Here is a 21,672-nt window from a genome sequence, read left to right as displayed (position 1 = left end):
GCTGAGATAGTTTTGGCGGATGACCAACGCGCCTCGATTCATCCACCTCCGCACCCACACCGAATACTCCCTACTCGAAGGGGCGGTGCGCTGTAAAAAGCTGCCCGGCATGTGTGCCGACATGGGCATGCCAGCGGTGGCGATCACCGACACCAACAGCTTGTTTGCTGCGTTGGAGTTCTCTGTCACCGCGCAGGGCGCGGGCATTCAGCCGATTGTGGGCTGTCAGGTCGACATGCATATGCCGCATGATGATCCGTCAGGACGGACCGCACCGCCAAAGCCTGCGCCCATCGTGCTGCTGTCGCAGCGTGAAGAAGGCTATGAGAACCTGATGAAACTGTCGTCCTGTCTCTATGTGGACAATGACGGGCAGCTGCCGCAAGTGACGATGGAAGAACTGGCGGAGCGCTCTGCTGGGTTGATCTGTTTGACCGGGGGGCCGGATGGGCCAATGGGCCGCATGATGCGCGACGGTCAACATGCCGCCGCCCAAGCGATGATGACGCGGCTCAAGGAGATTTTTGGCGACCGGCTGTATGTGGAGCTGCAACGCCATCCCGGCGAAAACGGCGCACCGGAGGCGGAGCGGCTGACAGAGCGCGGGTTTATCGAGATGGCCTACGCCATGGATCTGCCTCTGGTCGCGACCAATGACGTCTATTTCCCTACGTCGGACATGTATGAGGCGCATGACGCGCTGATCTGTATTTCCGAAGGGGCCTATGTCGATCAACAGGACGGGCGCCGCCGTCTGACTCCACAGCACTATTTCAAATCGCAGGAAGAGATGATCACGCTGTTTGCGGATCTGCCTGAAGCGATTGAGAACACGGTCGAGATTGCCAAACGCTGTGCCTTTGCCACCTATTTGCGCGACCCCATCCTGCCGAAGTTTGCCGATGATGAGGTTGCGGAACTGCGCCGGATTGCCAACGAAGGCTTGCAGGCCCGTCTGGCGGTAATCCCACACGCCGTGTCAGTCGAAGAATATCAGGAACGGCTGGATTTTGAGCTGGGCATCATTGAGGGCATGGGGTTCCCCGGCTACTTCCTGATCGTTGCGGACTTTATCCAATGGGGCAAGGACCACAACATTCCGGTGGGGCCTGGGCGAGGGTCTGGTGCGGGCTCGCTGGTGGCCTATGCGCTGACCATCACCGACCTTGATCCGCTGCGCTACTCTCTGCTGTTTGAACGCTTCTTGAACCCGGAACGGGTTTCGATGCCGGACTTTGACATCGACTTCTGCATGGATCGCCGCGAAGAGGTGATCAAATACGTGCAGGAGAAATATGGGCGCGACAAGGTGGGGCAGATCATCACCTTTGGTGCGCTCTTGTCCAAGGCGGCGGTGCGCGACATCGGGCGGGTGTTGCAGATGCCTTATGGTCAGGTGGACCGGCTCTCCAAGCTGATCCCGGTGGAAGGCGTGAAGCCGATGTCCATCGCAGACTCTTTGAAAGAAGAGCCACGCCTGCGCGAAGAGGCCAAAAACGAAGAGGTGGTGGACCGGCTGCTGACCTATGGGCAACAGGTTGAGGGGCTGTTGCGGAACGCATCGACCCACGCGGCGGGGGTTGTGATTGGCGACCGGCCTTTGGATGCCTTGGTGCCGCTCTACCAAGATCCGCGCTCTGACATGCCGGCGACCCAATTCAACATGAAATGGGTGGAACAGGCCGGCCTGGTGAAGTTCGACTTCTTGGGTCTCAAAACCCTGACGGTTATTCAAAACGCGATTGAGCAGATCCACAGCTCGGGGCGGCCGTTGCATGTGGCCGCAGATGGGACCGAACTCTATAAGCCAGCCGACGGTGCGGAGAACCAGATCAACGCCATCCCGCTAGATGATGAGCCGACCTACAAGCTCTACTCAGCGGCCAAAACCGTGGCGGTGTTCCAGGTGGAATCCACCGGCATGATGGATGCGCTGAAGCGTATGAAGCCGACTTGTATCGAGGATATCGTTGCACTTGTGGCGCTCTATCGTCCGGGTCCGATGGAGAACATCCCGGTCTATTGTGAGGTGAAAAACGGGCTGCGCGAGATTGAGTCCGTGCACCCGTTGATTGACCACATTCTGGAAGAGACCCAGGGCATCATCGTGTATCAGGAACAGGTGATGCAGATTGCGCAGGTCATGGCGGGCTATTCGCTTGGCGGCGCGGACCTGTTGCGCCGGGCGATGGGTAAGAAGATCAAGGAAGCGATGGACGCGGAGCGTCCGAAGTTTGAGAAAGGCGCGGCGGAGAACGGCGTGCCGGCGAAGAAAGCTTCGGAGGTGTTTGACCTTCTGGAGAAGTTTGCGAACTACGGCTTTAACAAATCGCACGCGGCAGCCTATGCGGTGGTGAGTTACCAGACCGCGTGGCTGAAGGCGAACCATCCGGTGGAGTTTATGGCGGGCGTCATGAACTGCGATATTCACCTGACGGACAAGCTGGCGGTGTATTTTGAAGAAGTGAAAAAGGCGCTGAAACTGCCTTATGTGCCGCCCTGTGTAAACCGCTCGGATGCGACGTTTAAGGTGGTCGACGGCGCGCTGGTCTATGCGCTGGGGGCGTTGAAGAACGTCGGCCTTGAGGCGATGAAGCTGGTGACCGAGGGGCGCAAGGTGGATGGCGTGGACAAGCCGTTTGCGACGCTGTTTGATTTTGCCCGCCGGGTGGATTTGAAGAAGGTTGGCAAGCGGCCTTTGGAGATGCTCGCGCGGTCCGGCGCGTTTGATCAGCTCGACAACAACCGGCGGCGGGTGATGGAAAGCCTGGATGGGCTGGTGAATTACTCCGCCGCGATCCATGAGCAGAAGAGCTCCAATCAGGTGTCGCTGTTTGGCGAGGCGGGGGATGATTTGCCGGAGCCGCGTTTGTCACCGGCAGGGGATTGGTTGCAGGCGGAGCGGCTCGATGAAGAGGCCAAGGCGATTGGCTTCTTCTTGTCGGGCCACCCGCTTGAAGACTTCATGGCCCCGCTCAAACGTAAGAACGTGATGACGCTGGATGAGTTGACCGACAAGGCGCGGGGCGGGCCGTGTGTGGCCAAGCTCGCCGGGCGGGTGTCTGGGCGACAAGAGCGAAAGTCGGCGCGGGGCAATCGCTTTGCCTTTGCGCAGCTCAGCGACCCAACCGGGGCCTATGAGGTCACGATCTTCTCGGACACGTTGGAGAAATGCCGCGAACACCTAGAGACCGGCTCCAAGGTGGTGGTGACCGTGAAGGCCGAGATGGAGAGTGATCAGTTGAAGCTGCTGGCGCAGAGCATGACGCCGGTGGAGACCATTGTCGCGGATGCGGGCAACTCGGGGCTAAAGATCTACCTCGATGACGCCAGCGCGGTGGGGCCAGTGGCCAACATCCTTGAGGGCGCGAAAGAGACCATGAAGAACATGCCCAAAGGGCCGATCTGGTTTTGCCTGACCAACATGGAACTGCCCGGCGAGGTGGAAATCGATGCGGGCGCGGGCTTCCCGGTGAACCCGCAGATCAAAAGCGCGCTCAAGTCGGTTGAGGGCGTGATGGCGGTGGAAGAAATCTAAGGCCGGGACGGTGTGCGGCCGCCCTACCCGCTTGGCTTAGGCCGATTTGGTGAGCTGCAAAAAGACGTCTTCCAGGTCCGCCTGTTCGGTTTTCACGTCGGCGATGGCGATGCCAGCGGCGCGGACCGCGCCAAGCACATCTTCGGCAGAGGTTTCGCGCGCTTGATAGGTCAGCGCGATGCGGCCGTCTCCGCGACGGGTGACTTCGATGCCGGGCGCAGTTGGCAGGGTTTCCACCGGGGCCACCGGATCAATCACCATACATTTGCTGTCCACCTGTCCCAGCAGGTTAGAAGTGCTGTCGCGTGCAACAACTTCGCCGTGGTTGATGATGGCGATCTCGTCACACATCTCCTCGGCCTCTTCGAGATAATGGGTGGTCAGGATCACGGTCAGGCCGCGCTCTTCATTGAGGCGGCGAATGTTGGACCAGAGCATCTGGCGCAACTCGATATCGACGCCTGCGGTGGGTTCATCGAGCACCAGCACCTGCGGGTGGTGCACCAGCGCTTTGCCCAACAAGAGACGACGCCGCATCCCGCCGGAAAGTGTGCGGGCGTAGGCCTCCGCTTTGTCCGACAGGCCCACCATGCGCAGGATTTCGTCGCTCTGACGCTGATGTTTGGGCACGCCGTAGAGACCGGCCTGCACTTCCAGCGCCGCGCGGGGCGTGAAGAACGGATCGAGATTGAGCTCTTGTGGCATCACGCCAATGGCCGCGCGGGATTGGCGCGGGTTTTCGTCCTGATCAAACCCCCAGATTTTCACCGTGCCGGAGGATTTGGTCACCAGACCGGCCATGATGTTGATCATGGTGGATTTGCCCGCGCCATTGGGGCCAAGCAGGCCAAAAATCTTGCCAGCGGGCACGGTCAAATCCACGCCTTTGAGCGCGTGTTTGGCAGGCGCGCCGCGCCCCCCTTTGTAGGTCTTTTGCAACCCACGGATTTCAATCGCGTTGTTGGTCATGGCCACTCTTGCTCCCCGCCGCGCAATGCCTATTATTTGCCCTAACCAAAGCGGACGTGAAGCTCAACCGCAGCCGCCAGAAAACACCGCCATCGGAGAACCTCTCCGAAGCCATGAAGGACATCGCAGATGACGATTGAAGCCCCAGAAACCAAGATTGTGGAAAGCTACCGAGTGTCTTGTGACGGCGGTGAGGGGGCGATGGGCCACCCGCGCGTGTATCTGCAAATCCCGAACGAGCATGGCTGGGTGGAATGCCCCTATTGTGACTGCAAGTTCATCCACGAGGATTTCAAAGACAAGGTGGCCTAAGGGTTGTTAGGTTTTTACGAGATTGAGGAGACCGTCCGGTGGGGCGGTTTTTTTTGTTTGGGGGGCTACTATCAATAAACGCAGCAGACTGGTGCCTATGAACGCGACTTACTTCCAAAGACCTGTGCACCAAGCGAACGCGTTGTGTTTGTGCTCTTATCGGGCAGATTCATCCGATCCCGTATTTCCAAAAGGTATTGGCGGGCAGGTTGCGGTTCCCCTTTGACTAGGGCGGTGAATGAGCCTGTTGTGTGTTTTCGAATAACGACATCTCCATCTTCAAATGTATCTTCGACTTCGCCGACTTCAAACTTACTGGCAGTCTGAGCGCGTTGCGGAAACGTCATCACTCCTTTGCCAAGCCTCAAAACCCCACGATAAGGCGCGGCCGCGTCGGCAAGAAACGCCTCAACGCTCTTGTCGTAAACGACCGTAAGGTCCAACTCGTCCTCGTGTGTATCGATCCAAACGACAATCACTCGATCAACAAGATCAATGGTGTTCTCGTTGAGACCAGCACCAGTACTCGTTGTAATTGTTTTGACTGAAACTCGGAGGCCATTCTTATCAACCAGATCGAAACCGCGCTGATTATTCTCAGGCGTCAGCTTTACACCCAGATAGTCGGCCACAAAGGCCTCCCCCATCACACCTGTATGAGCCCGAAGCTCTTGGGGCGCGATGCCCGCTTCAATCCCCGCAACATAAGCGGCGCGGCTTGCCGCGATATAAGTTCGATACGACATTTTTTGGATGCTCACTAATTAACGGATTCGCAGCCAGCAAGTCTGAGAGAGCCCGGAATCCGCATACTTTGAGGAAATGGTTGGAGACTTAAACGTGGAGTTCTACCCCCGCGCATACCCGCGTTTTTGGGCGCCGTGGCGGTATTGATCCGCGGCCAAGGATGCGTCGCGCAGGTTGCTGAAGATGCGCACCATGCTGCGCCCCTTGCCACCGGCGACGCCCCATTCGCGCAGGACAGAGACCTCTTCAAACAGGTTCATGGCAATTTCCACGCGGTAGTAGCGGGGGCGTGTGCGTTTGGCAGGTTTGTACAGGATGCAGATGGCCATGGGATCAGCCTATTGCAGCGGCGAATCGGGTGCAATGGTCTTGTGTGCGGGCGACTCTGCGTCAGCCGTTAGCTGCCAGACAGCAGCACCGCCTCAACCCGACGATTGCGCGTGCGGCCTTCCTCGGTGAGGTTTGTGGCAATGGGGGCGAGGTAGCCTGCGCCTTGGGCTTCGACCTGCGCTCTCGGCACGCCGTGGGTGTTGATTAGCCGGTTGCGCACGGCGGAGGCGCGTTTTTGCGAAAGGCTGGTGTTGGCCGCCAGCGAGCCTTTGCTGTCGGTGTGGCCGACAAGCGCGATGCGGCGGTTGGGATCCGCTTTAAGGAACGCGGCCAAGGCGGCGAGCGAGGCAAACTCCGTGTCGGCCAATCTGGACGCGCCGGTTTCAAAGGACAGATCGCTGAGAACCACATGGCCGGATTGGGCCAGGGTTTTGGCAATGTCGGTGGCAGTTTCTGGAGCGGTGACAGCTGTGGTCACCTCCGGCACGACGGCGGGCTGCGTCTGCTCTTCGACTTTGGGCGGATCGAACGGCGCGCTGGGTTCGGTGGGCTCCGGCGCAGGAACGCTGTCCGGCCGGATGTCGTAGAGCTGAACCATTCCAGCTTGAGCGGTGCGGCTGACAAGGGCGGCGACAGCTTCGGGGCCTTGGTCGGTTTCGCGGCGGGCGGAGAGGTAGAAGTAGTCGGAGAGGTCGACAAACATCTGCGGCGGCAGGAGCACGTCAATGCCAAAGCGGAAGTCGAACCCGCCACAGCCTGCAGCGTCACAGGACAGAATCAGGTCGTATCCGTCGTCCAGCAATTGGGCCGCAAGCGCGGCATTGACGCTGCCGGTGCCGGGAAAGCCGCTGGAGAAGCGCCAGCTGCGTTTGCGCAGAGTGCCAGCCACGGGAATGGTTGGCACCGTGCCATCGGTTGCTGGTGACAGCGCGAGAGACAACACGTTTTGCGGCTGAATGTCTTCGCCCAAAAGCTGCCCCGGCGTTTCAAAACGCGGCTCAAAGGCCCAGCTGGCGGCTGGGCACAGGAGGAGCCAGGTTATGAGCGTGCCGGATTTCATCTTGCGAGTGCGTGGTACTCTGCGTTGGGTTGCATGGCGGTGGCGGAGGCAACGCGGTTGGACATGTTGTAGAAGCCAGCCACATTGGCGATGTCCCAGATGTCTTGATCGGTGAAGCCCACATCGCGCAGGCCCTGGCGGTCGGTCTCTTCGATGGTTGCAGAGGCGGTGGTCATTTTCTCGGCAAAGGCCAGCATGACGTATTGGCGGGCGTCCAGATCGGCCACGCGCCAGTTCATCACCATCATCTCGCCCAGCGCCGGATCGCCGGAGAGTTGACGCACGGCGGCGCCATGGGCGACGAGGCAGTAGAAACATTTGTTGATCGCGCTGACCACCACGGCGATCATCTCGCGCTCCAGTTTCGTGAGGCCGCTGTCGCCCAGCATGAGGTCGTTGTAGAGCGCGGTGAAGGCGTTCAGCTTGTCGGCATGGATGGCGTAGGCCTTGAGCACATTGGGCACCATGCCAAGCTTTTCCTGGCAGATGTCAAAGTAGCGCTGGGTCTCCGGCGGAAGCGGGTCCATCATTGGAATGTTAAGCGCGGTTGGTTTGCTTGTATCTGCCACGTTGGCCTCCCTTAATCGGTGGGTTTGCACCGGTAGTGGTACTCTCCCACAACGGTCATACCGAGGGAAGAGTACAGCCGATTTGCCGCTGCGTTCGAAGTGACACAAATGACCGACAGGTGGGTTCCGCCGTTCTCTAGCGTCCAGAAGGCGGCACGTTGCATCAAGAAGCGGGCGACGCCCTGACGGCGTTGGAACGGCAGGATTTCCAGCGCGTGCACCATGCCGATGCCGTTGTGCAGGCCAAGGAAAGATGCGCCCGCGGGCTTGTCCTGCCAGCGGGACACAAAGCCGGTTTTGGGCATAGGGGCGCGGCCCATGACGTTCAAACGGACGAGGTCCATGCCGCCCTGCGCCCAGATTTCTTTCATGATCTGCAGCGGCTCCCATGCAGGGATGGCTGCAGTGCGCGGCGGGCGTTCAGTCGCGAGGTCCTTGGCCGGGATGACGTACATGGTCACGGGATCGACGATCTCATACCCGCGCGCCTCCAGAGCGGCGTCCAGCTCCGCGTCACCTTCACGGATTTGAAAAAGCGGTTGTTGGTTGAGGGCACGCATGCCTGCCTCAGCCGCGGCGATGTCGTCCAGCACAAGGTCGCCGCTTAACGTGGCGGCAGAGACCCGTTTGCCACCGCCCTGACCGTCGCGCAGGGTGAAACACCCGCAACTATGGGTCGCGGCGGCAGGCCAGGTGCCGTCGATCACGTCATAGAGGGTGTGCGCCGAGACGTTAGAGGTCATGCGAAGAGGCCGGAGAGTTTGGTGATCGCCGCATCGATCCGCGCACCGTCGGTGCCGCGAATAACGATGTTGGAGCCATAAGCCCCGTTGCGTTGATAGGGGTAGGAGCCGATGGAAAGGTCGGAGAACTCGGTTGCGAGATCTGCCAGCGGGCCCGCGATGTCACCTTCGCCGCGCTCTATCCGCAGAGTTTGGCTCAGCAGAGGCGCGCCACCCGTCAGGGTTGGCAGAACGCTGGCCACCATGGCTTGGAATACCGATGGCACCCCTGCCATGACGTAGACGTTTTCCAGCCGGAAGCCCGGCGCGACAGACACGGGGTTGTCGATCAGCGTGGCATCGTCCGGGATGCGGGCCATGCGCTTGCGCGCTTCGTTGAACTCCTGCCCGGCGTTGTCGTAGTGCGCCTGCAACAGCGCGGCGGCGTCGGCGCGCACGTCGATATGTTTATCAAAAGCCTCGGCAATGCAGTCGGCGGTGATGTCATCATGGGTTGGGCCAATGCCGCCGGAGGTGAAGACGTGCTCGTAGGCACCTGAAAGTTGCTTCACCGCTGTGACAATCGCCGGAGCATTATCAGAAACCACACGCACCTCGGTCAGGTCGATGCCATGTTTGGTCAATTCCCCAGCCAAGAAATGCATATTGGCATCGCGGGTGCGGCCGGAAAGAATTTCATCGCCAATCACCAGCATGGCTGCGGTTGGGTTTGCCATGGTCTCATGTCCTTGTCAGTCACTCACCGCAGGTATAGGCCTGTGCCATGCGCTTTCAAACCCCTCTCGTTCCCGCCGTGCTACTTCGCCGCTACAAGCGGTTCCTCGCAGATGTTCGCCTAGAAGATGGGCGCGAAGTGACCGCGCATTGTGCCAATCCCGGCTCGATGATGGGGTTGAAGGATGAGGGCATCAAAGTCTGGCTGGAACCCAACGATGATCCCAAAAAGAAGCTGAAATACGGCTGGCGGTTGGTGGAACATGAGAACGGGCATTTCACTGGGGTCGATACCTCGGTTCCCAATCGCGCTTTGAAAGCCGCGTTGTTGGCGCATGAGATACCGGAACTGGCAGACTATGAAACCGTGCGGCCAGAGGTGAAATACGGTAGCAACAGCCGGATTGATTTCCTGCTGTCTGGCGAAGGGCGCAAGGACCTCTATTTGGAAGTGAAGTCGGTGACATTGAGTCGCGCAGATGGCGTTTCGGAGTTTCCGGACAGTGTGACCGCGCGGGGTGCAAAGCACCTCGAAGAGCTGATGGCGATGATCGCCGAAGGGCATGACGCGATGATGCTCTATCTGGTGCAGCGCACAGATGCAACACGTGTCACCTTGGCTCCGGACATTGACCCGACCTATGCCGAGACGTTCAGGCGCGCCCAAGCGGCGGGCGTGAAGGTGCTGGCCTACGGCTGTGACATTTCGCCAACGGAGATCACCATCGGCCGCCCCCTGCCCTTTTCCTTTGACGGTGCGTGACAGAAGGTGGTGTGCCTAAGCCCTAGAAGTTTTAAGAAATTGCGCTTACATAGCCGCAAACCTTACGTGACGGAGCACTCCAAATGATCGGCAAACGCCGCAAAACACGCGACAGCATCGACCTCTATTCGCCAGAGGATCATGCCGGCATGCACAAGGCCGGGGCTTTGGCGTCGCAGATTCTGGATGACATCGCAGAGCACGTGTTTCCCGGTCAAACCACTGCGGAGTTGGACCGGCTGATCGAAGCGCAGGTCAATGCCGCTGGCGCGACCTCGGCCACCATTGGCTATCGCGGCTATCAGCATGCAAGCTGTATCAGTGTGAACCATGTGGTCTGCCATGGTATTCCCGGCAGCCCGATCCCGAAGTGGAACAAAGAGACCAGCGCGCGCAAGGAAGACCCGATGCGCGAAGACGACAAGCTGCATGATGGGGATATTCTGAACATCGACGTGACCGTGGTGGTTGATGGTTGGTATGGCGACACCAGCCGTATGTATGTGGCGGGCAAGCCTAAGGGATTTGCCAAGAAGCTCATTCAGGTGACCCATGATGCGCTAATGCTGGGCATTGAGGCGGTCAAACCGGGCAACACCTTTGGCGACATCGGTTATGCGATCCAGACCTATGCGGAACGCCAGCGCATGTCCGTTGTGCGCGACTTCTGCGGCCACGGTCTGGGCCGAGTGTTTCACTCGCCGCCCAACGTGCTGCACTATGGCCGCGCGGGCAGCGGGCCAGTGCTGGAAGAAGGCATGTTCTTCACCATTGAGCCGATGCTGAACATGGGCCGTCCGGAAACCAAAGTGCTGGCGGATGATTGGACAGCGGTGACGCGCGACAAATCCTTGTCGGCGCAGTTTGAGCATTCCGTGGGCGTGACCGCAGATGGCGTGGATATCTTTACGCTCTCCAAGGCGGGGCTGTATCACCCCACCTGGAAGTAACCTTCCTTGCAAAAAACAAAGTCCTCAGCCTGATAGGGGCCGAGGACAGGTGCCAGGGCACGGGAGCGCCCTGGTATGGGAAATGAGTGGTGGTTTTTGCCGCTTTACGCGACGCCCGTGATCATTGAGACAATCTCGTTCTTGTCGGTGGATTTGGTGTCGCGCACGCCAATTTGCTTGCCGCGCCGCAAGACGCAGATGCGGTCAGACAGGCGGAACACCTGATCCAAACTGTGGCTGATGATGAGAATGGCGAGGTCTTTGGCCTTCAGCTGTTCGATCAGCGCCTCCACCCGTGCGGTTTCCGCAACCCCAAGCGCTGCCGTGGGTTCATCCAACAAAACCAGTTTGCTAGCCCAGTGTGTGGCGCGGGCGATGGCGATGCCTTGGCGTTGACCACCGGAGAGATCGCTGATGGTGGAGCTGGCCGAGGGGATGCGCACGTCGAGCTCGTCCACAAGGTCCTGCGTTTCCTGGCGCATGCGGGCCTTGTCCAGCAGGTTCAGCGGACCTTTGGTCAGCTCGCGCCCCAAGAACATGTTCATGTAGACCGGTTGCTGATCCGCCAGCGCGAGATCCTGATAAACCACCTCGATGCCGTTGGCGCGGGCGGCGGAGGCGTCGCGGATGTCAGCGGCCTCGCCATCCAGCAGAATTTCACCAGATGTAGGTGTGTAAACGCCTGAGATGATCTTGATCAGCGTGGATTTGCCCGCGCCGTTGTCGCCCACCAGCGCGACCACCTCACCCGCTTTCAAGTTCAGGGAAAAGTCTTCGATGGCCACCACGCCGCCAAAGGCTTTGTGGATGTTGGTGAGGGAAAGTACTTCTTGATCACTCATGCGGAATACCCCTCGTGGCGGTCGACGGGCTGGCCAAAGATGTTTTCGATGCTGGTGACTTTGGGCGTGCCGGACGCGACGCCGGAGACACTGACAGCATTGGCACGGGTGACAAAGCTTTGACCACGGAAGCCAAACACCACTGTGTCGCCGGTGTTGGGTACAGGGCGGTCTTTGGTGTTGATCATGCCGTAGTAGTCGATGGCTTTGTACTCAGGGATGTCAACCTTGTAGAGCGCGTCCGGCGCAGAAGTCGGCGTGGCGGAGACCAACGCCTGCACGTCGTAGGCCGGGAACACCGGGTCAATGTAGAGACCGCCACCAAAGCAGTAAGCTTCGTCTTTGTGCTGGTGAGACACTTCGCTCAGGTACAACACAGCGGGACCTTCAGGCAGATCCTTCACCGCATGCAGAGGCGTGGTGCCGTGCAGTGCGTTGCCGGGTTCGACCTGCGTGGCGCCCGCCTCGGCCAGGGCAGGCAAGAGCGCCATGGAGTTGGTGCCTGGTGCGTTGACTTCGATGTCAGTCCGACCGGCGTCGGCCAAGGCTTTCAGCGCTTCGCTCAGTGTGGCGAGGTTTTGTGTGGGTTTCACCGAATTGCTGTCGAGATCAAACAGGAGAGCCGGGAAGGTGGTGATGCCGGCAAAGCGTGCGCCGTCGAGCGCGTCGATCTCGTCGGCGATTTTCACAATGTCTTCGGCAGCGAAGCCGCCTTCGTGGCCGCGATAGAAGGTGTCGCCGCCGGTCTGGATCCGCGCGAGGATGTTTTGCACGCGACCAGCCTCGGACGCTGCTTGGGCAGCTTCGCGGGCTTTGTCCATGGTGAAGACAGTCCAGTAGTCGGGCTTCAAATGCGCAGCGGCATAGCCTGCGTCTCGCTGAGGCACTTGCACCAGATGGCCCAGATGGCCGGTGCGCAAACCGGCACGGTGGCAGGCGATGGCGCAGTCCATGTCGACCGCAACAGAGCGATCAATACCGCCGCGCATCACGGCGGCGCAAAAGCCGGAGTGACGGGAGACCTGCTTGGTCATGGCAAAGGTTTTCAGGCCGTATTTAGCGGCCTCTTCGGAGAACAACCGTGCGTTGGCTTCGACTTGGTCGAGGTCGATCACATAAGAGTTGGGCGGAATTTCCCCGGCTTGGTGCAAGGCCATGGCGGCCTCGATGAAGCGCGGGTTTCGGTCAATCAGTGTTTTCAGGAACATGAGGTGTCCTTTCTTAACGCGAGGTGTCGCGGAGCGAGACGGCAACAGCGATCAGGATGATCAAGCCACGCACAATCATTTGGTCCGAAACTTTGAGGTTCATAAGGATCAGCCCGTTGTTGAGCATGCCCATCAGGAGCGAACCCAACAGCGCGCCCACAACCGAGCCTTTGCCGCCGTTGAGCGCAGTGCCGCCGACAATCACGGCGGCGATCACAGTCATCAGGTCGCTTTCGCCAAGGGTGTACTTGGCAGCTTGAAGCCGACCTGCATAGAGCAGCCCTGCCAGACCAGCGCAGCCGCCACAGATCATCATCACATACAGCCGCACGCGGGCCACTTTGATGCCAGACACTTGCGCCGCACGTGGGTTGTCTCCGGTAGCCAGCACATGGGCACCAAAACGGGTGTGGCGGTAGATCAGATGGCCGATGCCCACGCCAAGGCAGGTCCAGATCACCAAAGATGGCACAGAGAACAGCTTGCCGGAGCCAAACAGGCCGGTGAAGGTGTCGTTCATCACCGGCACGGAGCGCAGGTTGGTCATGGAGCGGGCGATGCCTGCAAACAGCCCCATAGTGGCGAGGGTCACAAGGAACGAGGGCAGCTTGAGGTAAGCCACCAAGACGCCGTTAAACGCGCCAATGGCAACGCCAACGCCCAAGCCCACCAAGACACCAACCGGCATGGGGAAGCTTTGTAAGGCGACCGCGCAAGAGAGCGCGGAGACGGCCACAATGGAGCCGAAGCTGAGGTCAATTTCGCCAGCGGAGAGCGCAAAGACCAAGCCCACAGCCATGATAGTGGCAGGCGCAGTTTGCAGCACGATGTTGGTGAGATTGCGCTGGGTCAGGAACCCATCGTCATAGAGGGTCACCGCAAAAAACAGGAAGATGGCAAGGAAGCCAAAGTAGACAACCGCTTGTTGGAAATCCAATCCTTGCAGTCGAGAAGAGACGCGGGTCATGTCGATCTTTCAGATAGAAGAGCTACCACACCGGACGCGTCAAGAGCGACATCCCGCAGCAAAGCAGGGCCGTTGTACGCGCCGGAGGAGAACGTCGGGGAGCAGCCGATGCACGCATATACGCGCAGGGGCCACGAGATAGGCGAGACCTGCCGCCAGACCAGTGTGAAAAGGGATCACCTATGGTCCAGCGACAGAGAGGAGATTACTTGCTCAGGCTGGCCGGTGCGTCCACGCGCAGGGACTTCTGCCAACCATCTTGCACGTTGTCTGCGGTCACGGTGATGGCCGGGGCCACAACAAAGGCAGGCACCTCTTCGCCCAGCAGATCAAGCGCTGCGGAGGCGGCCATGGCGCGGCCAAGCTCATAAGCTTCATCCGCCACAATCGCGACCACGTTGCCGCCTTTGACCATGTCCAGCGCGATCGGCTCGGACAGGTCCAAAGTCACAATATTGGTGCTTTTGTTTCCATTGGCGCGCAGTGCGGCCAGGACGCCTTCAGCAGGGCCTGCCCAGGTGACAAAGATGCCGCCCAGATCCGGGTTGCGCAGCAGCATGGCGTTGGCAATTTCCTCGGCGCGGGCCGGGTCGCTGATGCCTTGTTCCGCCACAATCTCGATATTCGGATAGTCCGTTTCGATGGTGGTTTTGAACGCGTTGTCACGCTGGTTGGTCACGTAATAGTCCGCGTCATGATAGATCCAGCCCACGGTGCCGGAGCCACCCATAGAGGCAGCCAACGCATCTGCGGCCTGCTTGCCCATCTGGAACAGATCGTCGGTCACAATGGCGGCATAGTCTGCCGGATGGGAATAGCCGGATGGCACGTTGGACAGGAAGCTGAGCGCCACGCCGTTTTCCTTGGCCTCTTCAAAGGCCGCTGCGGAGGTCACCGGGTCCAATGGCAAGGACAGAATGATGCTGGGCTCTTTGGCCATCGCGGTTTCAATGTCGCTGCGCTGTTTGGCGGCGTCAAAACCGGCTGAGGCGGTGGCGACAACTTTGATGCCAAGGCGTTCAAATTCGTCGCTAGCACCCGCGGTAACAGCGTTCACAAAATCGGATTGATCATGCCACAAAAGCGCGGCGCTGTGATTGCCGGACTTGAGCGCGGCGAGGTGATCGTCACTGACCTGAACAGCGGTCGAGGCGGTGGCCGCTTCGCCGTTTGGACCAATGGTTTCCGCGCCGGCAGCCGAAGCCACCGACAGGCACGCAGCCGCTACGATGTTGAAGTATTTCATGTTTTCCTCCCACAAAAAACATAACTAGGGTTCGACCACGCCACAGAAGCGGGTCATGAAGAGGGCGTAGGCCCTCACGGCATCGAGGTAGGCATCAATCGAGATGCGCTCCTCAAATGTATGGGCCACGGCGATGTTGCCGGGGGCGCAGTAAACGGTTGGACAGCCAAGCTGGTCGACCCAGAATGGGGATTCAGACCAGTAGGGCGCGCCGCCAATGTCGCCACCAGTTGCGCCGGTGTCCTTGAGGCTGGATTGCAGCATGGCGGCGGCGGGGTGGTTGCGGTCGATCTCGACCGGAGAGCCGCCTTTGGGATGGTCGCGTCCCGCTGGATAGTCGAAAGAAATCTCGATGGATGGGTCGATGTCGGCCCCGCGCACCACACTTTCAAAGGCGATCACGGCTTCGGATAGGTCTTCGCCGGGGCGGAGTTTGCGGATGACAGAGAAGCTGCACTCGCCAGGAACAGCGATGTAGCCGCCACCGGACAGATGGGTCACAAGCACATCTGAGGGGCCAACCAGATCATGATGCGGCTGGCTGCGCAGTTCGTCGCTTTGCGCCCAGACGGCGGACAGGATTTTATGGGTGGCCTTGAGCGCGTCGACGCCTTCGTCCGGGGTGCCAAAGTAGGCGGATTTGCCGGTGATTTTCACATCTGCAATGAAGAAGCCGATTTGCGCGGTGTACACGTCCAGCTTGGTGGGCTCGACATAGACGGCAAAGTCAGGCTTGGGCACGGTGCCGGATAGGATGCGGTGCGTCAGGTCCTTAGCACCCGCGCTGACACCGGTGCCGACCTCGCCGCTTTCCTCATCGCCGATGAAGGCAAAACTGAGGTCGTTTGCGAGGGTGATGCCAGCGCGGTCCAGCAGGCGCAAAGCTGCGAGTGCGGCGCATATGCCCCCCTTGAGGTCACAGGCCCCCCTGCCCCAGACGTGGCCATCGACAATGGCCCCGCCAAAAGGATCATTGCGCGGATCATCTTCCCAATGGTCGGCCCAGCCACGCACATGCACGGTATCGGTATGGCCGGTGAACATGAGGTTGCGCCCCGGCTCTGTTTGAGAGCCTTTGCGCACGCCCCAAATATTTGGGCGACCGGGCAGGAAATCTGCGGAGCGCGGTGCGAGGCCTAGGTCCGCCATTTGCGACTGCAGGAACGAGACAAAATTGGCCTCGTTGCCGGTCACACTTTCGTGGCGCAGGGCGGATTTCAGGAGGGCAATGTCCGCGTCCCGATCCTGCAAGTCCTTCAGGGTGTTCACAAGCGCATCGCTCATGTGGTGACCTCCTGAAAGGTTTGCAGCGCGGGCGGTGGCACTTGGATCTCCGCGCCTTTCAGGCCGCCGGTGAACAGCGCTACGTGCAGGCGTGACAGGGCGATGGAGGTGGCCCCGGCCAAGGCGGCATGATTGCCCAGAATGGTGTTTTCAATTGGGATCGCCCCGGGGAAACATTTGCGCAGAATGGGCTCGATCAAGGCCACCAACTCGCTGCGGGCGCCGATGGAGCCGCCGATGACAATGCAAGACGGGTCGACCACTGCGGCAATGGCACCAATCGCCAGCGCGATGTTTTTGGCAGCGCGTTCAAGGCAGGCCTGTGCCGCCGCATCACCTGCCAGTGCGGCATCAAAGATTTCCGGCACGCCAAGCGCCTTGCCGGTTTGTTCCTGATAATGCGCAATCAGCGCCTGGGTGGCAGACACACGCTCCAGCGCGCCCACCCGCAGGCTTTCGGGATCAAAAGGATCAGCCCCAAACGGCAGGTAACCCACTTCGCCCGCTGCGCCGGACGCCCCGCGCACGAGGTTGCCCCCGATCACCAGCCCGGCACCGATGCCGGTGCCGATGGAGACATAGACCAGATCGTCGGTGTCGCCGCGCTTGGTCATCCAATGCTCGCCGAGGGCTGCGAGGTTGACGTCGTTTTCGACAATAACCTCCACGCCGACGGAGTCGGACAGGGTGTCGGCAAAGTGGATTTTGTCCACGCCGGGCACGTTGGGGGCAAAGGCAATGGTGCCGTCCGGCTGTGGTACGCCAGGCACGCCAACCACAACGGTGCGGATGGTCTGTGGGTCGATGGCGTGGTTTGTGGCCAGCTCGCGGATCAGGTCGGCAATCTGGGTTGTGACCGCAACGCCACCGTCCTTGACCGTTGGGGCAACGGTTTCGGCCACCACTTCGCCCACCAGATTGCAGATGGCGACGCGTACTTTGGTGCCGCCAAGATCCACCGTGGCAACCAGAGCGGCGCGCGGGTTGATTTCATACACGACCGCGCGCCGCCCAACATGGCCTTCGGTCTGACCAACGGTTTGCACCAGCCCGTCTTCTTCAAGCTGCGCCATGATCTCGGAGACCGTTTGCTTGGACAAGCCGGTCATCTTTGCGATCGACGCTCTAGAAATCGGCGCGTAGCTGGTGATCGCTTGCACAATGGTGCTCATCGACAGCTGTCGGGAGACATTTCCTGAAAAAGACACGCGGGCTTCCTTTAGTTCGGTGACTAGACGAACTATTTAAGCCGGTATGATTTCTGTCAACAATTTTAATTGTCAGCTTCACCAATCAACACTTAGTGGATTGATTTTAAATATTTATTACCCAACACCACACATACGACGCGGGGAGACAAAAACCTCAATTACGTCAGCATGATTGTCACAAATTTACGCAGGGAAGATGAATTTCTTCAAGCCACCCGACGCTTGTCCGGTCGAGTCGATAGCCTCTGGAGGGAGGGTTTCGCTCCCCTCAGTTAGGGGCTGAGACCTCCAGAAAGGTCATCCATGTGTCGCCGTATTTGCGCTGGTCCAGCTGCGTGAATCCTTCAGGCGCCACCTGTGGCGTGTTCTCTTCCCAAACGATCAACGCATCTGGATCAATCCACCCGTTTTGAGACGCCAGAGACAAAGCCTTTTGCCCCATGGACTTCCCATAGGGCGGATCCAGAAAGATCAGGTCATAAGGCGCATCCGGGTTTTGCGGCAGGCGGGTGGCGTCGGCTTTGATCAGCTTGGCCCGCGTGGGGCCGCAGGTTTTGCGGATGTTGTCGCGGATCAGGCCGCCGGCTACGCGGCCATCGTCCACAAAGGTCACGGTTGTGGCCCCGCGCGACACTGCCTCCAAACCCAGCGCGCCGGTGCCTGCGAAGAGGTCCAGCACACGAGCGCCCGTGATGGGATTGCCCAGCTTGCCGCCTTGCAGCACGTTGAACAGGCTTTCGCGCACGCGGTCTGTAGTGGGGCGCAGGTGTTTGCCCTGATCGCCTTTGCCCACTGCCGCTAGCGCGATGCCCCGCCATTCTCCGCCAATGATCCGCATGTAGGCTCCTTAGAGACGCATCAGATCTTTGATGTCAGTGTTCATGTCGGCGACCATGTCACGTGCTGGAGATTTCCCGCTTTCGATCAGGCGCTTGCCCACCATGTAGTCGCGCGGAGCGTTCATGGCGTCGACAGCCAGAAGCGTGTCGCCTTGGTAATACCAGAAGGAGGTGGCCCCTGCGCCGCTGTCGCGGGTGACGATGGTGTCAAAGCCGGTGTTCAGGCCCGCAATTTGCAGTTTGACGTCATATTGATCGGACCAGAACCAAGGCTTGGCGACGTAGGTTTTCTCGGCACCGAGGATGTTTTCGGCAACCACTTCGGCCTGATCAATTGCGTTGGGCACGCTTTCAAGCCGGATGCGGGTGCCTTTGTAGGGGAAAGAGGCGCAGTCGCCTGCGGACCACACGTTAGGCACGCTGGTGCGGCCTTGGTCGTCGGTGGCGATGCCGTTGTCGAGGGTCAGGCCTGCGGCTTCGGCCAGCGCAGTATCAGGGCGGATGCCAACGCCGACAATCACGAAGTCCACGGCCAGGTCCCGGTTGCCGGAGAGTTTCGCGGTGGTCACCCGGACGTCTCCAGCCAGGCCTTCCAGTGCGGTGCCTTCGAGGATCTCAACGCCATGCGAGCTGTGCAGCGCGCGGAAATAGTCGCTGGTTTCCTTGGCGGCGACGCGTTGCAGAATGCGGTCGGACATTTCGACCAGCGTGACTTTGAGGCCTTTGGCGGCGGCCACAGCGGCGGCTTCGAGACCGATGTAGCCGCCCCCAACAATCAGCACGTGGCGGTCTTTGGCAAACTCCGGGGCCATAGAGTCCACATCGGCGAGGTTGCGCACGGTGTAGACGCCGTCGAGATCGCCACCGATGGCGGCGGGCAGGCGAATGGGAGACGCACCGGTGGTCAGAACGAGGTGATCATAGGAGAGAATTTCCTCGGCTAGGGAGACCGTTTGCGCCGTTGTGTCGATGGCCTGAACAGTCGTGCCAAGGCGCAGGGTGATGTTTTGATCGGCGTAATAACTTTCTGGCCGCAGATAGAGGCGTTCGAGGTCCATTTCCCCCAACAGGTACTTTTTGGACAGCGGCGGACGTTGGTACGGTGGGGCGGTTTCGGCCCCGATCAGGGTGATCTTGCCCTCAAAGCCTTTGGCGCGCAATTTGGCCACACAGGCCGCGCCTGCCTGCCCCGCTCCGATCACAACAATGTGCGTCACGTCACTCTCCCTCAAACCCATTGTCTTAGCCGCTGGCGAGCCTATATCGCAGGTTCAGGGAAACGCAATGAGAGTATCACAAATGAGTATTTCGATCGGAGACAAAATCCCCGAAGGCACGTTGATGAAGATTGGTGCAGAAGGGCCGGAACCGGTGTCGGTGGAAAGCCTGACCAAAGACCGCAAGGTTGTGCTGTTCGGCCTGCCAGGGGCGTTCACCGGGACGTGCAGCAGCGCGCATTTGCCAAGCTTCATGCGCAATGTGGATGCGCTGAAAGACAAAGGCGTAGATGAGGTGATTTGTGTGTCGGTCAACGATCCATTTGTGATGGATGCTTGGGACAAAGCGCACAACGCGGCCGACGCAGGAGTGACCCTGTTGGCAGACCCAACCGGCGAGTTGACCACCGCGATGGGGTTGGACTTCAGCGTACCAGCGATTGGCTTTGTGAACCGCTCCAAGCGCTATGCGGCGATGATCGAAGACGGCGAGTTCAAGATCCTGAACGTCGAAGAGGCGCCGGGCACCTGCGAGATCAGCGCGGGTGAGACCATGGTTGCCGCTCTGTAAGCTTTTGATATGAGGCCTGACGTGCTGCGCGAGCGTGTCAGGCCTATCCTTTAGGCCTCGCCAAACAAGACATCCATTTTGCGCGCCAATTTGGCGTCCAAAGCGGATAGACCGCCCACGTCATGGGTGGTTAGAGACACGTCTACAGTTTTGTAAACGTTGGACCATTCCGGGTGGTGGTTCCATTTCTCGGCCCAGATGGCGGCTTTGGTCATCCAGCCAAAGGCCTCTACAAAGTTCTCAAACTCAAAGGATTTGCGGATCGCGTCGCGGTCGTCGCAATAGGTCCAGCCGGTCTGCAACAGCGGCTCCATGACCGCATCGCGGGCGGCCTGACTGAGTTTTTCGGTCATTCGTGGTCCTCCTCATTGCCGCGTTTGAACGGGCCATAGTTGGTGAGCACTTCGACATCCTGACTGACCGCTTCACGCTCCTCTTGGAGGTAGCGATCTATAGCGTCGCGAAACCCTGGGTCCTGGATCCAGTGCAGCGAGTGGGTGGTCACCGGCAGGTAGCCGCGCGCCAGTTTGTGCTCGCCTTGTGCGCCCGCCTCCACCGAGGCCAACCCCTGCGCTATGGCCCAGTCCATTGCCTGATAATAGCACAATTCGAAGTGCAATGCCGGGTGGTGTTCGACGCAGCCCCAGTAGCGGCCAAAGAGCGTGTCGCTGCCAATCATGTTCATGGCGCCTGCCACGGGGGTGCCGTCGCGCTCCGCAAAGATCAGCAGCGTGTCGTCGCGCATCGTTTGGTGGAGGATGTCAAAGAAGGCACGGGTCAGGTAAGGCGTGCCCCATTTGCGCGCGCCGGTGTCTTGGTAAAACCGCCACAGGGAGTCCCAGTGGTGCGGCTTGATGTCCTCGCCGGTCAGGCAGGTGATGGTGCCGCCAAAGGCCTGCGCCTGTTTGCGCTCTTTGCGGATGTTTTTGCGTTTGCGGGAGGAGAGTGCGGCGAGGAATGCGTCAAAGTTGACGTAATTGTTATTGAGCCAGTGGAATTGTTGCCCGGTGCGATAGAGCAGGCCCATCTCCTGACCGTTTTGCGCCTCCTCTTCGGTGCAAAAAGTGATGTGCGCACCGCTGAGGCCATTGTCTGTGCCGACCTGCACCATGCCCTGGACTAGCGCGGATTGGCCCGTGGCCTCCCAGCCGGGGCGGGTCATCAGGCGGCGGCCTGTGACGGGGGAAAACGGCACGGCGGTTTGCAGTTTCGGGTAATAGCGCCCGCCTGCTTGTTCGTAGGCGTGGGCCCAATTGTGGTCAAAGACGTATTCGCCCTGGCTGTGCTGTTTGATGTACATCGGCGCGACGGAGATGACCTCGCCACCCGCTTTGGCGGTCAGGTGGCGGGGCAGCCAGCCGGTGCCGGAGCCGACACTGGCGCTTTCCTCAAGCGCCCGCAGGAAGCGATGGGTGACAAAGGGGTTTTCCGCGCGCCCGGTGCCGTTTGGCGTAGGGTCGGCGCAGGCGTCCCAATCGGCCGCGGAAACGGTCTCCAGCGACTGATGCAATGTGATTTCAATTGGATCACCGTCCATGCGCGCGCCTCCTTGTCAGTAGTGTACCTGCTACGATGGTGGGCGCGAGACAAAT

Annotated in this window: 22 protein-coding genes; 5 read left to right on the top strand and 17 right to left on the bottom strand. The window is 59.8% G+C overall.

What is annotated here, in order from left to right; translation table 11 throughout:
* Window positions 1–19: 19 nt before the first annotated feature.
* Window positions 20–3,538, top strand: a complete 3,519-nt coding sequence (gene dnaE / locus SIB38_RS05920; protein ID WP_294116113.1) for a DNA polymerase III subunit alpha — start codon at window positions 20–22, stop codon at window positions 3,536–3,538.
* Between the two features lie 36 nt (window positions 3,539–3,574).
* Here the strand turns inward: dnaE and SIB38_RS05915 are convergent, their stop codons facing one another.
* The gene (locus SIB38_RS05915) at window positions 3,575–4,507 is read right to left on the bottom strand and encodes an ABC transporter ATP-binding protein (protein ID WP_294116112.1); all 933 of its coding nucleotides are present in this window, start codon (window positions 4,505–4,507) and stop codon (window positions 3,575–3,577) included.
* A 129-nt stretch (window positions 4,508–4,636) separates the two neighbouring features.
* Here SIB38_RS05915 and SIB38_RS05910 point away from each other — a divergent pair, with 129 nt between their 5' ends.
* Window positions 4,637–4,819: a zinc-finger domain-containing protein gene (locus SIB38_RS05910; RefSeq protein WP_294116111.1), complete on the top strand. Its 183-nt coding sequence runs from the start codon at window positions 4,637–4,639 to the stop codon at window positions 4,817–4,819.
* A 95-nt stretch (window positions 4,820–4,914) separates the two neighbouring features.
* Here the strand turns inward: SIB38_RS05910 and SIB38_RS05905 are convergent, their stop codons facing one another.
* From SIB38_RS05905 to SIB38_RS05880, 6 genes are all read right to left on the bottom strand, one after another.
* On the bottom strand, window positions 4,915–5,565 hold the full coding sequence (locus SIB38_RS05905) for a hypothetical protein (RefSeq protein ID WP_412551616.1): 651 nt from the start codon (window positions 5,563–5,565) through the stop codon (window positions 4,915–4,917).
* A 102-nt stretch (window positions 5,566–5,667) separates the two neighbouring features.
* The gene (locus SIB38_RS05900) at window positions 5,668–5,895 is read right to left on the bottom strand and encodes a WGR domain-containing protein (protein WP_294116109.1); all 228 of its coding nucleotides are present in this window, start codon (window positions 5,893–5,895) and stop codon (window positions 5,668–5,670) included.
* Window positions 5,896–5,963: 68 nt separating this feature from the next.
* The gene (locus SIB38_RS05895; protein ID WP_412551615.1) at window positions 5,964–6,956 is read right to left on the bottom strand and encodes an OmpA family protein; all 993 of its coding nucleotides are present in this window, start codon (window positions 6,954–6,956) and stop codon (window positions 5,964–5,966) included.
* A complete protein-coding gene (locus SIB38_RS05890; protein ID WP_294116106.1) occupies window positions 6,953–7,525 on the bottom strand; it encodes a peroxidase-related enzyme in 573 nt (190 codons plus the stop codon). The genes SIB38_RS05895 and SIB38_RS05890 overlap by 4 nt, the downstream gene beginning before the upstream one ends.
* 11 nt (window positions 7,526–7,536) lie before the next feature.
* Window positions 7,537–8,268, bottom strand: coding sequence for a GNAT family N-acetyltransferase (locus tag SIB38_RS05885; protein ID WP_294116105.1), 732 nt, complete (start codon window positions 8,266–8,268; stop codon window positions 7,537–7,539).
* Window positions 8,265–8,984 carry a competence/damage-inducible protein A gene (locus tag SIB38_RS05880; protein ID WP_294116104.1) on the bottom strand — a complete coding sequence of 240 codons (720 nt, stop codon included), beginning with the start codon at window positions 8,982–8,984 and terminating at the stop codon, window positions 8,265–8,267. The genes SIB38_RS05885 and SIB38_RS05880 overlap by 4 nt, the downstream gene beginning before the upstream one ends.
* A gap of 47 nt (window positions 8,985–9,031) precedes the next feature.
* Here SIB38_RS05880 and sfsA point away from each other — a divergent pair, with 47 nt between their 5' ends.
* Both sfsA and map read left to right on the top strand, forming a co-directional pair.
* The gene (gene sfsA / locus SIB38_RS05875) at window positions 9,032–9,745 is read left to right on the top strand and encodes a DNA/RNA nuclease SfsA (RefSeq protein WP_294116103.1); all 714 of its coding nucleotides are present in this window, start codon (window positions 9,032–9,034) and stop codon (window positions 9,743–9,745) included.
* Between the two features lie 83 nt (window positions 9,746–9,828).
* Window positions 9,829–10,695: a type I methionyl aminopeptidase gene (map, locus tag SIB38_RS05870; RefSeq protein ID WP_294116102.1), complete on the top strand. Its 867-nt coding sequence runs from the start codon at window positions 9,829–9,831 to the stop codon at window positions 10,693–10,695.
* A gap of 104 nt (window positions 10,696–10,799) precedes the next feature.
* Here map and SIB38_RS05865 read toward each other — a convergent pair whose 3' ends face one another.
* The 8 genes from SIB38_RS05865 to SIB38_RS05830 all read right to left on the bottom strand — a co-directional run bounded on the left by SIB38_RS05865 (window position 10,800) and on the right by SIB38_RS05830 (window position 19,509).
* Window positions 10,800–11,537: an ATP-binding cassette domain-containing protein gene (locus tag SIB38_RS05865; protein WP_294116100.1), complete on the bottom strand. Its 738-nt coding sequence runs from the start codon at window positions 11,535–11,537 to the stop codon at window positions 10,800–10,802.
* A complete protein-coding gene (locus SIB38_RS05860; protein WP_294116098.1) occupies window positions 11,534–12,745 on the bottom strand; it encodes an alanine racemase in 1,212 nt (403 codons plus the stop codon). Before SIB38_RS05860 ends, SIB38_RS05865 begins: the two co-directional genes overlap by 4 nt.
* A gap of 13 nt (window positions 12,746–12,758) precedes the next feature.
* On the bottom strand, window positions 12,759–13,712 hold the full coding sequence (locus tag SIB38_RS05855; protein WP_412551614.1) for an ABC transporter permease: 954 nt from the start codon (window positions 13,710–13,712) through the stop codon (window positions 12,759–12,761).
* A 205-nt stretch (window positions 13,713–13,917) separates the two neighbouring features.
* Complete coding sequence (locus SIB38_RS05850) at window positions 13,918–14,958, bottom strand: substrate-binding domain-containing protein (RefSeq protein ID WP_412551613.1); 1,041 nt, start codon at window positions 14,956–14,958, stop codon at window positions 13,918–13,920.
* Window positions 14,959–14,982: 24 nt separating this feature from the next.
* The gene (locus SIB38_RS05845) at window positions 14,983–16,242 is read right to left on the bottom strand and encodes a M20 family metallopeptidase (protein ID WP_412551612.1); all 1,260 of its coding nucleotides are present in this window, start codon (window positions 16,240–16,242) and stop codon (window positions 14,983–14,985) included.
* Complete coding sequence (locus SIB38_RS05840; protein WP_294116092.1) at window positions 16,239–17,414, bottom strand: ROK family transcriptional regulator; 1,176 nt, start codon at window positions 17,412–17,414, stop codon at window positions 16,239–16,241. Before SIB38_RS05840 ends, SIB38_RS05845 begins: the two co-directional genes overlap by 4 nt.
* Before the next feature lie 307 nt (window positions 17,415–17,721).
* Entirely contained in the window at window positions 17,722–18,291 is a 570-nt protein-coding gene (rsmD, locus tag SIB38_RS05835) for a 16S rRNA (guanine(966)-N(2))-methyltransferase RsmD (RefSeq protein ID WP_294116091.1), read from the bottom strand.
* Window positions 18,292–18,300: 9 nt separating this feature from the next.
* Window positions 18,301–19,509, bottom strand: coding sequence for an NAD(P)/FAD-dependent oxidoreductase (locus SIB38_RS05830; protein ID WP_294116090.1), 1,209 nt, complete (start codon window positions 19,507–19,509; stop codon window positions 18,301–18,303).
* Window positions 19,510–19,591: 82 nt separating this feature from the next.
* On the opposite strand from SIB38_RS05830, the gene SIB38_RS05825 reads away from it, so the two are divergent.
* Window positions 19,592–20,080, top strand: coding sequence for a peroxiredoxin (locus SIB38_RS05825; RefSeq protein ID WP_294116088.1), 489 nt, complete (start codon window positions 19,592–19,594; stop codon window positions 20,078–20,080).
* Window positions 20,081–20,130: 50 nt separating this feature from the next.
* Here the strand turns inward: SIB38_RS05825 and SIB38_RS05820 are convergent, their stop codons facing one another.
* Complete coding sequence (locus tag SIB38_RS05820; protein WP_294116086.1) at window positions 20,131–20,433, bottom strand: 4a-hydroxytetrahydrobiopterin dehydratase; 303 nt, start codon at window positions 20,431–20,433, stop codon at window positions 20,131–20,133.
* A complete protein-coding gene (locus SIB38_RS05815; protein ID WP_412551611.1) occupies window positions 20,430–21,617 on the bottom strand; it encodes a GNAT family N-acetyltransferase in 1,188 nt (395 codons plus the stop codon). Before SIB38_RS05815 ends, SIB38_RS05820 begins: the two co-directional genes overlap by 4 nt.
* Window positions 21,618–21,672 lie beyond the last annotated feature (55 nt).

Origin of the sequence: Shimia sp. MIT910701, from assembly GCF_047126315.1 — a bacterium.
In the GTDB taxonomy this organism is placed as follows: domain Bacteria; phylum Pseudomonadota; class Alphaproteobacteria; order Rhodobacterales; family Rhodobacteraceae; genus Shimia.
The sequence above is the reverse complement of the archived record's forward strand: the minus strand, read 5'-3'. Positions and strand labels throughout refer to the sequence as shown.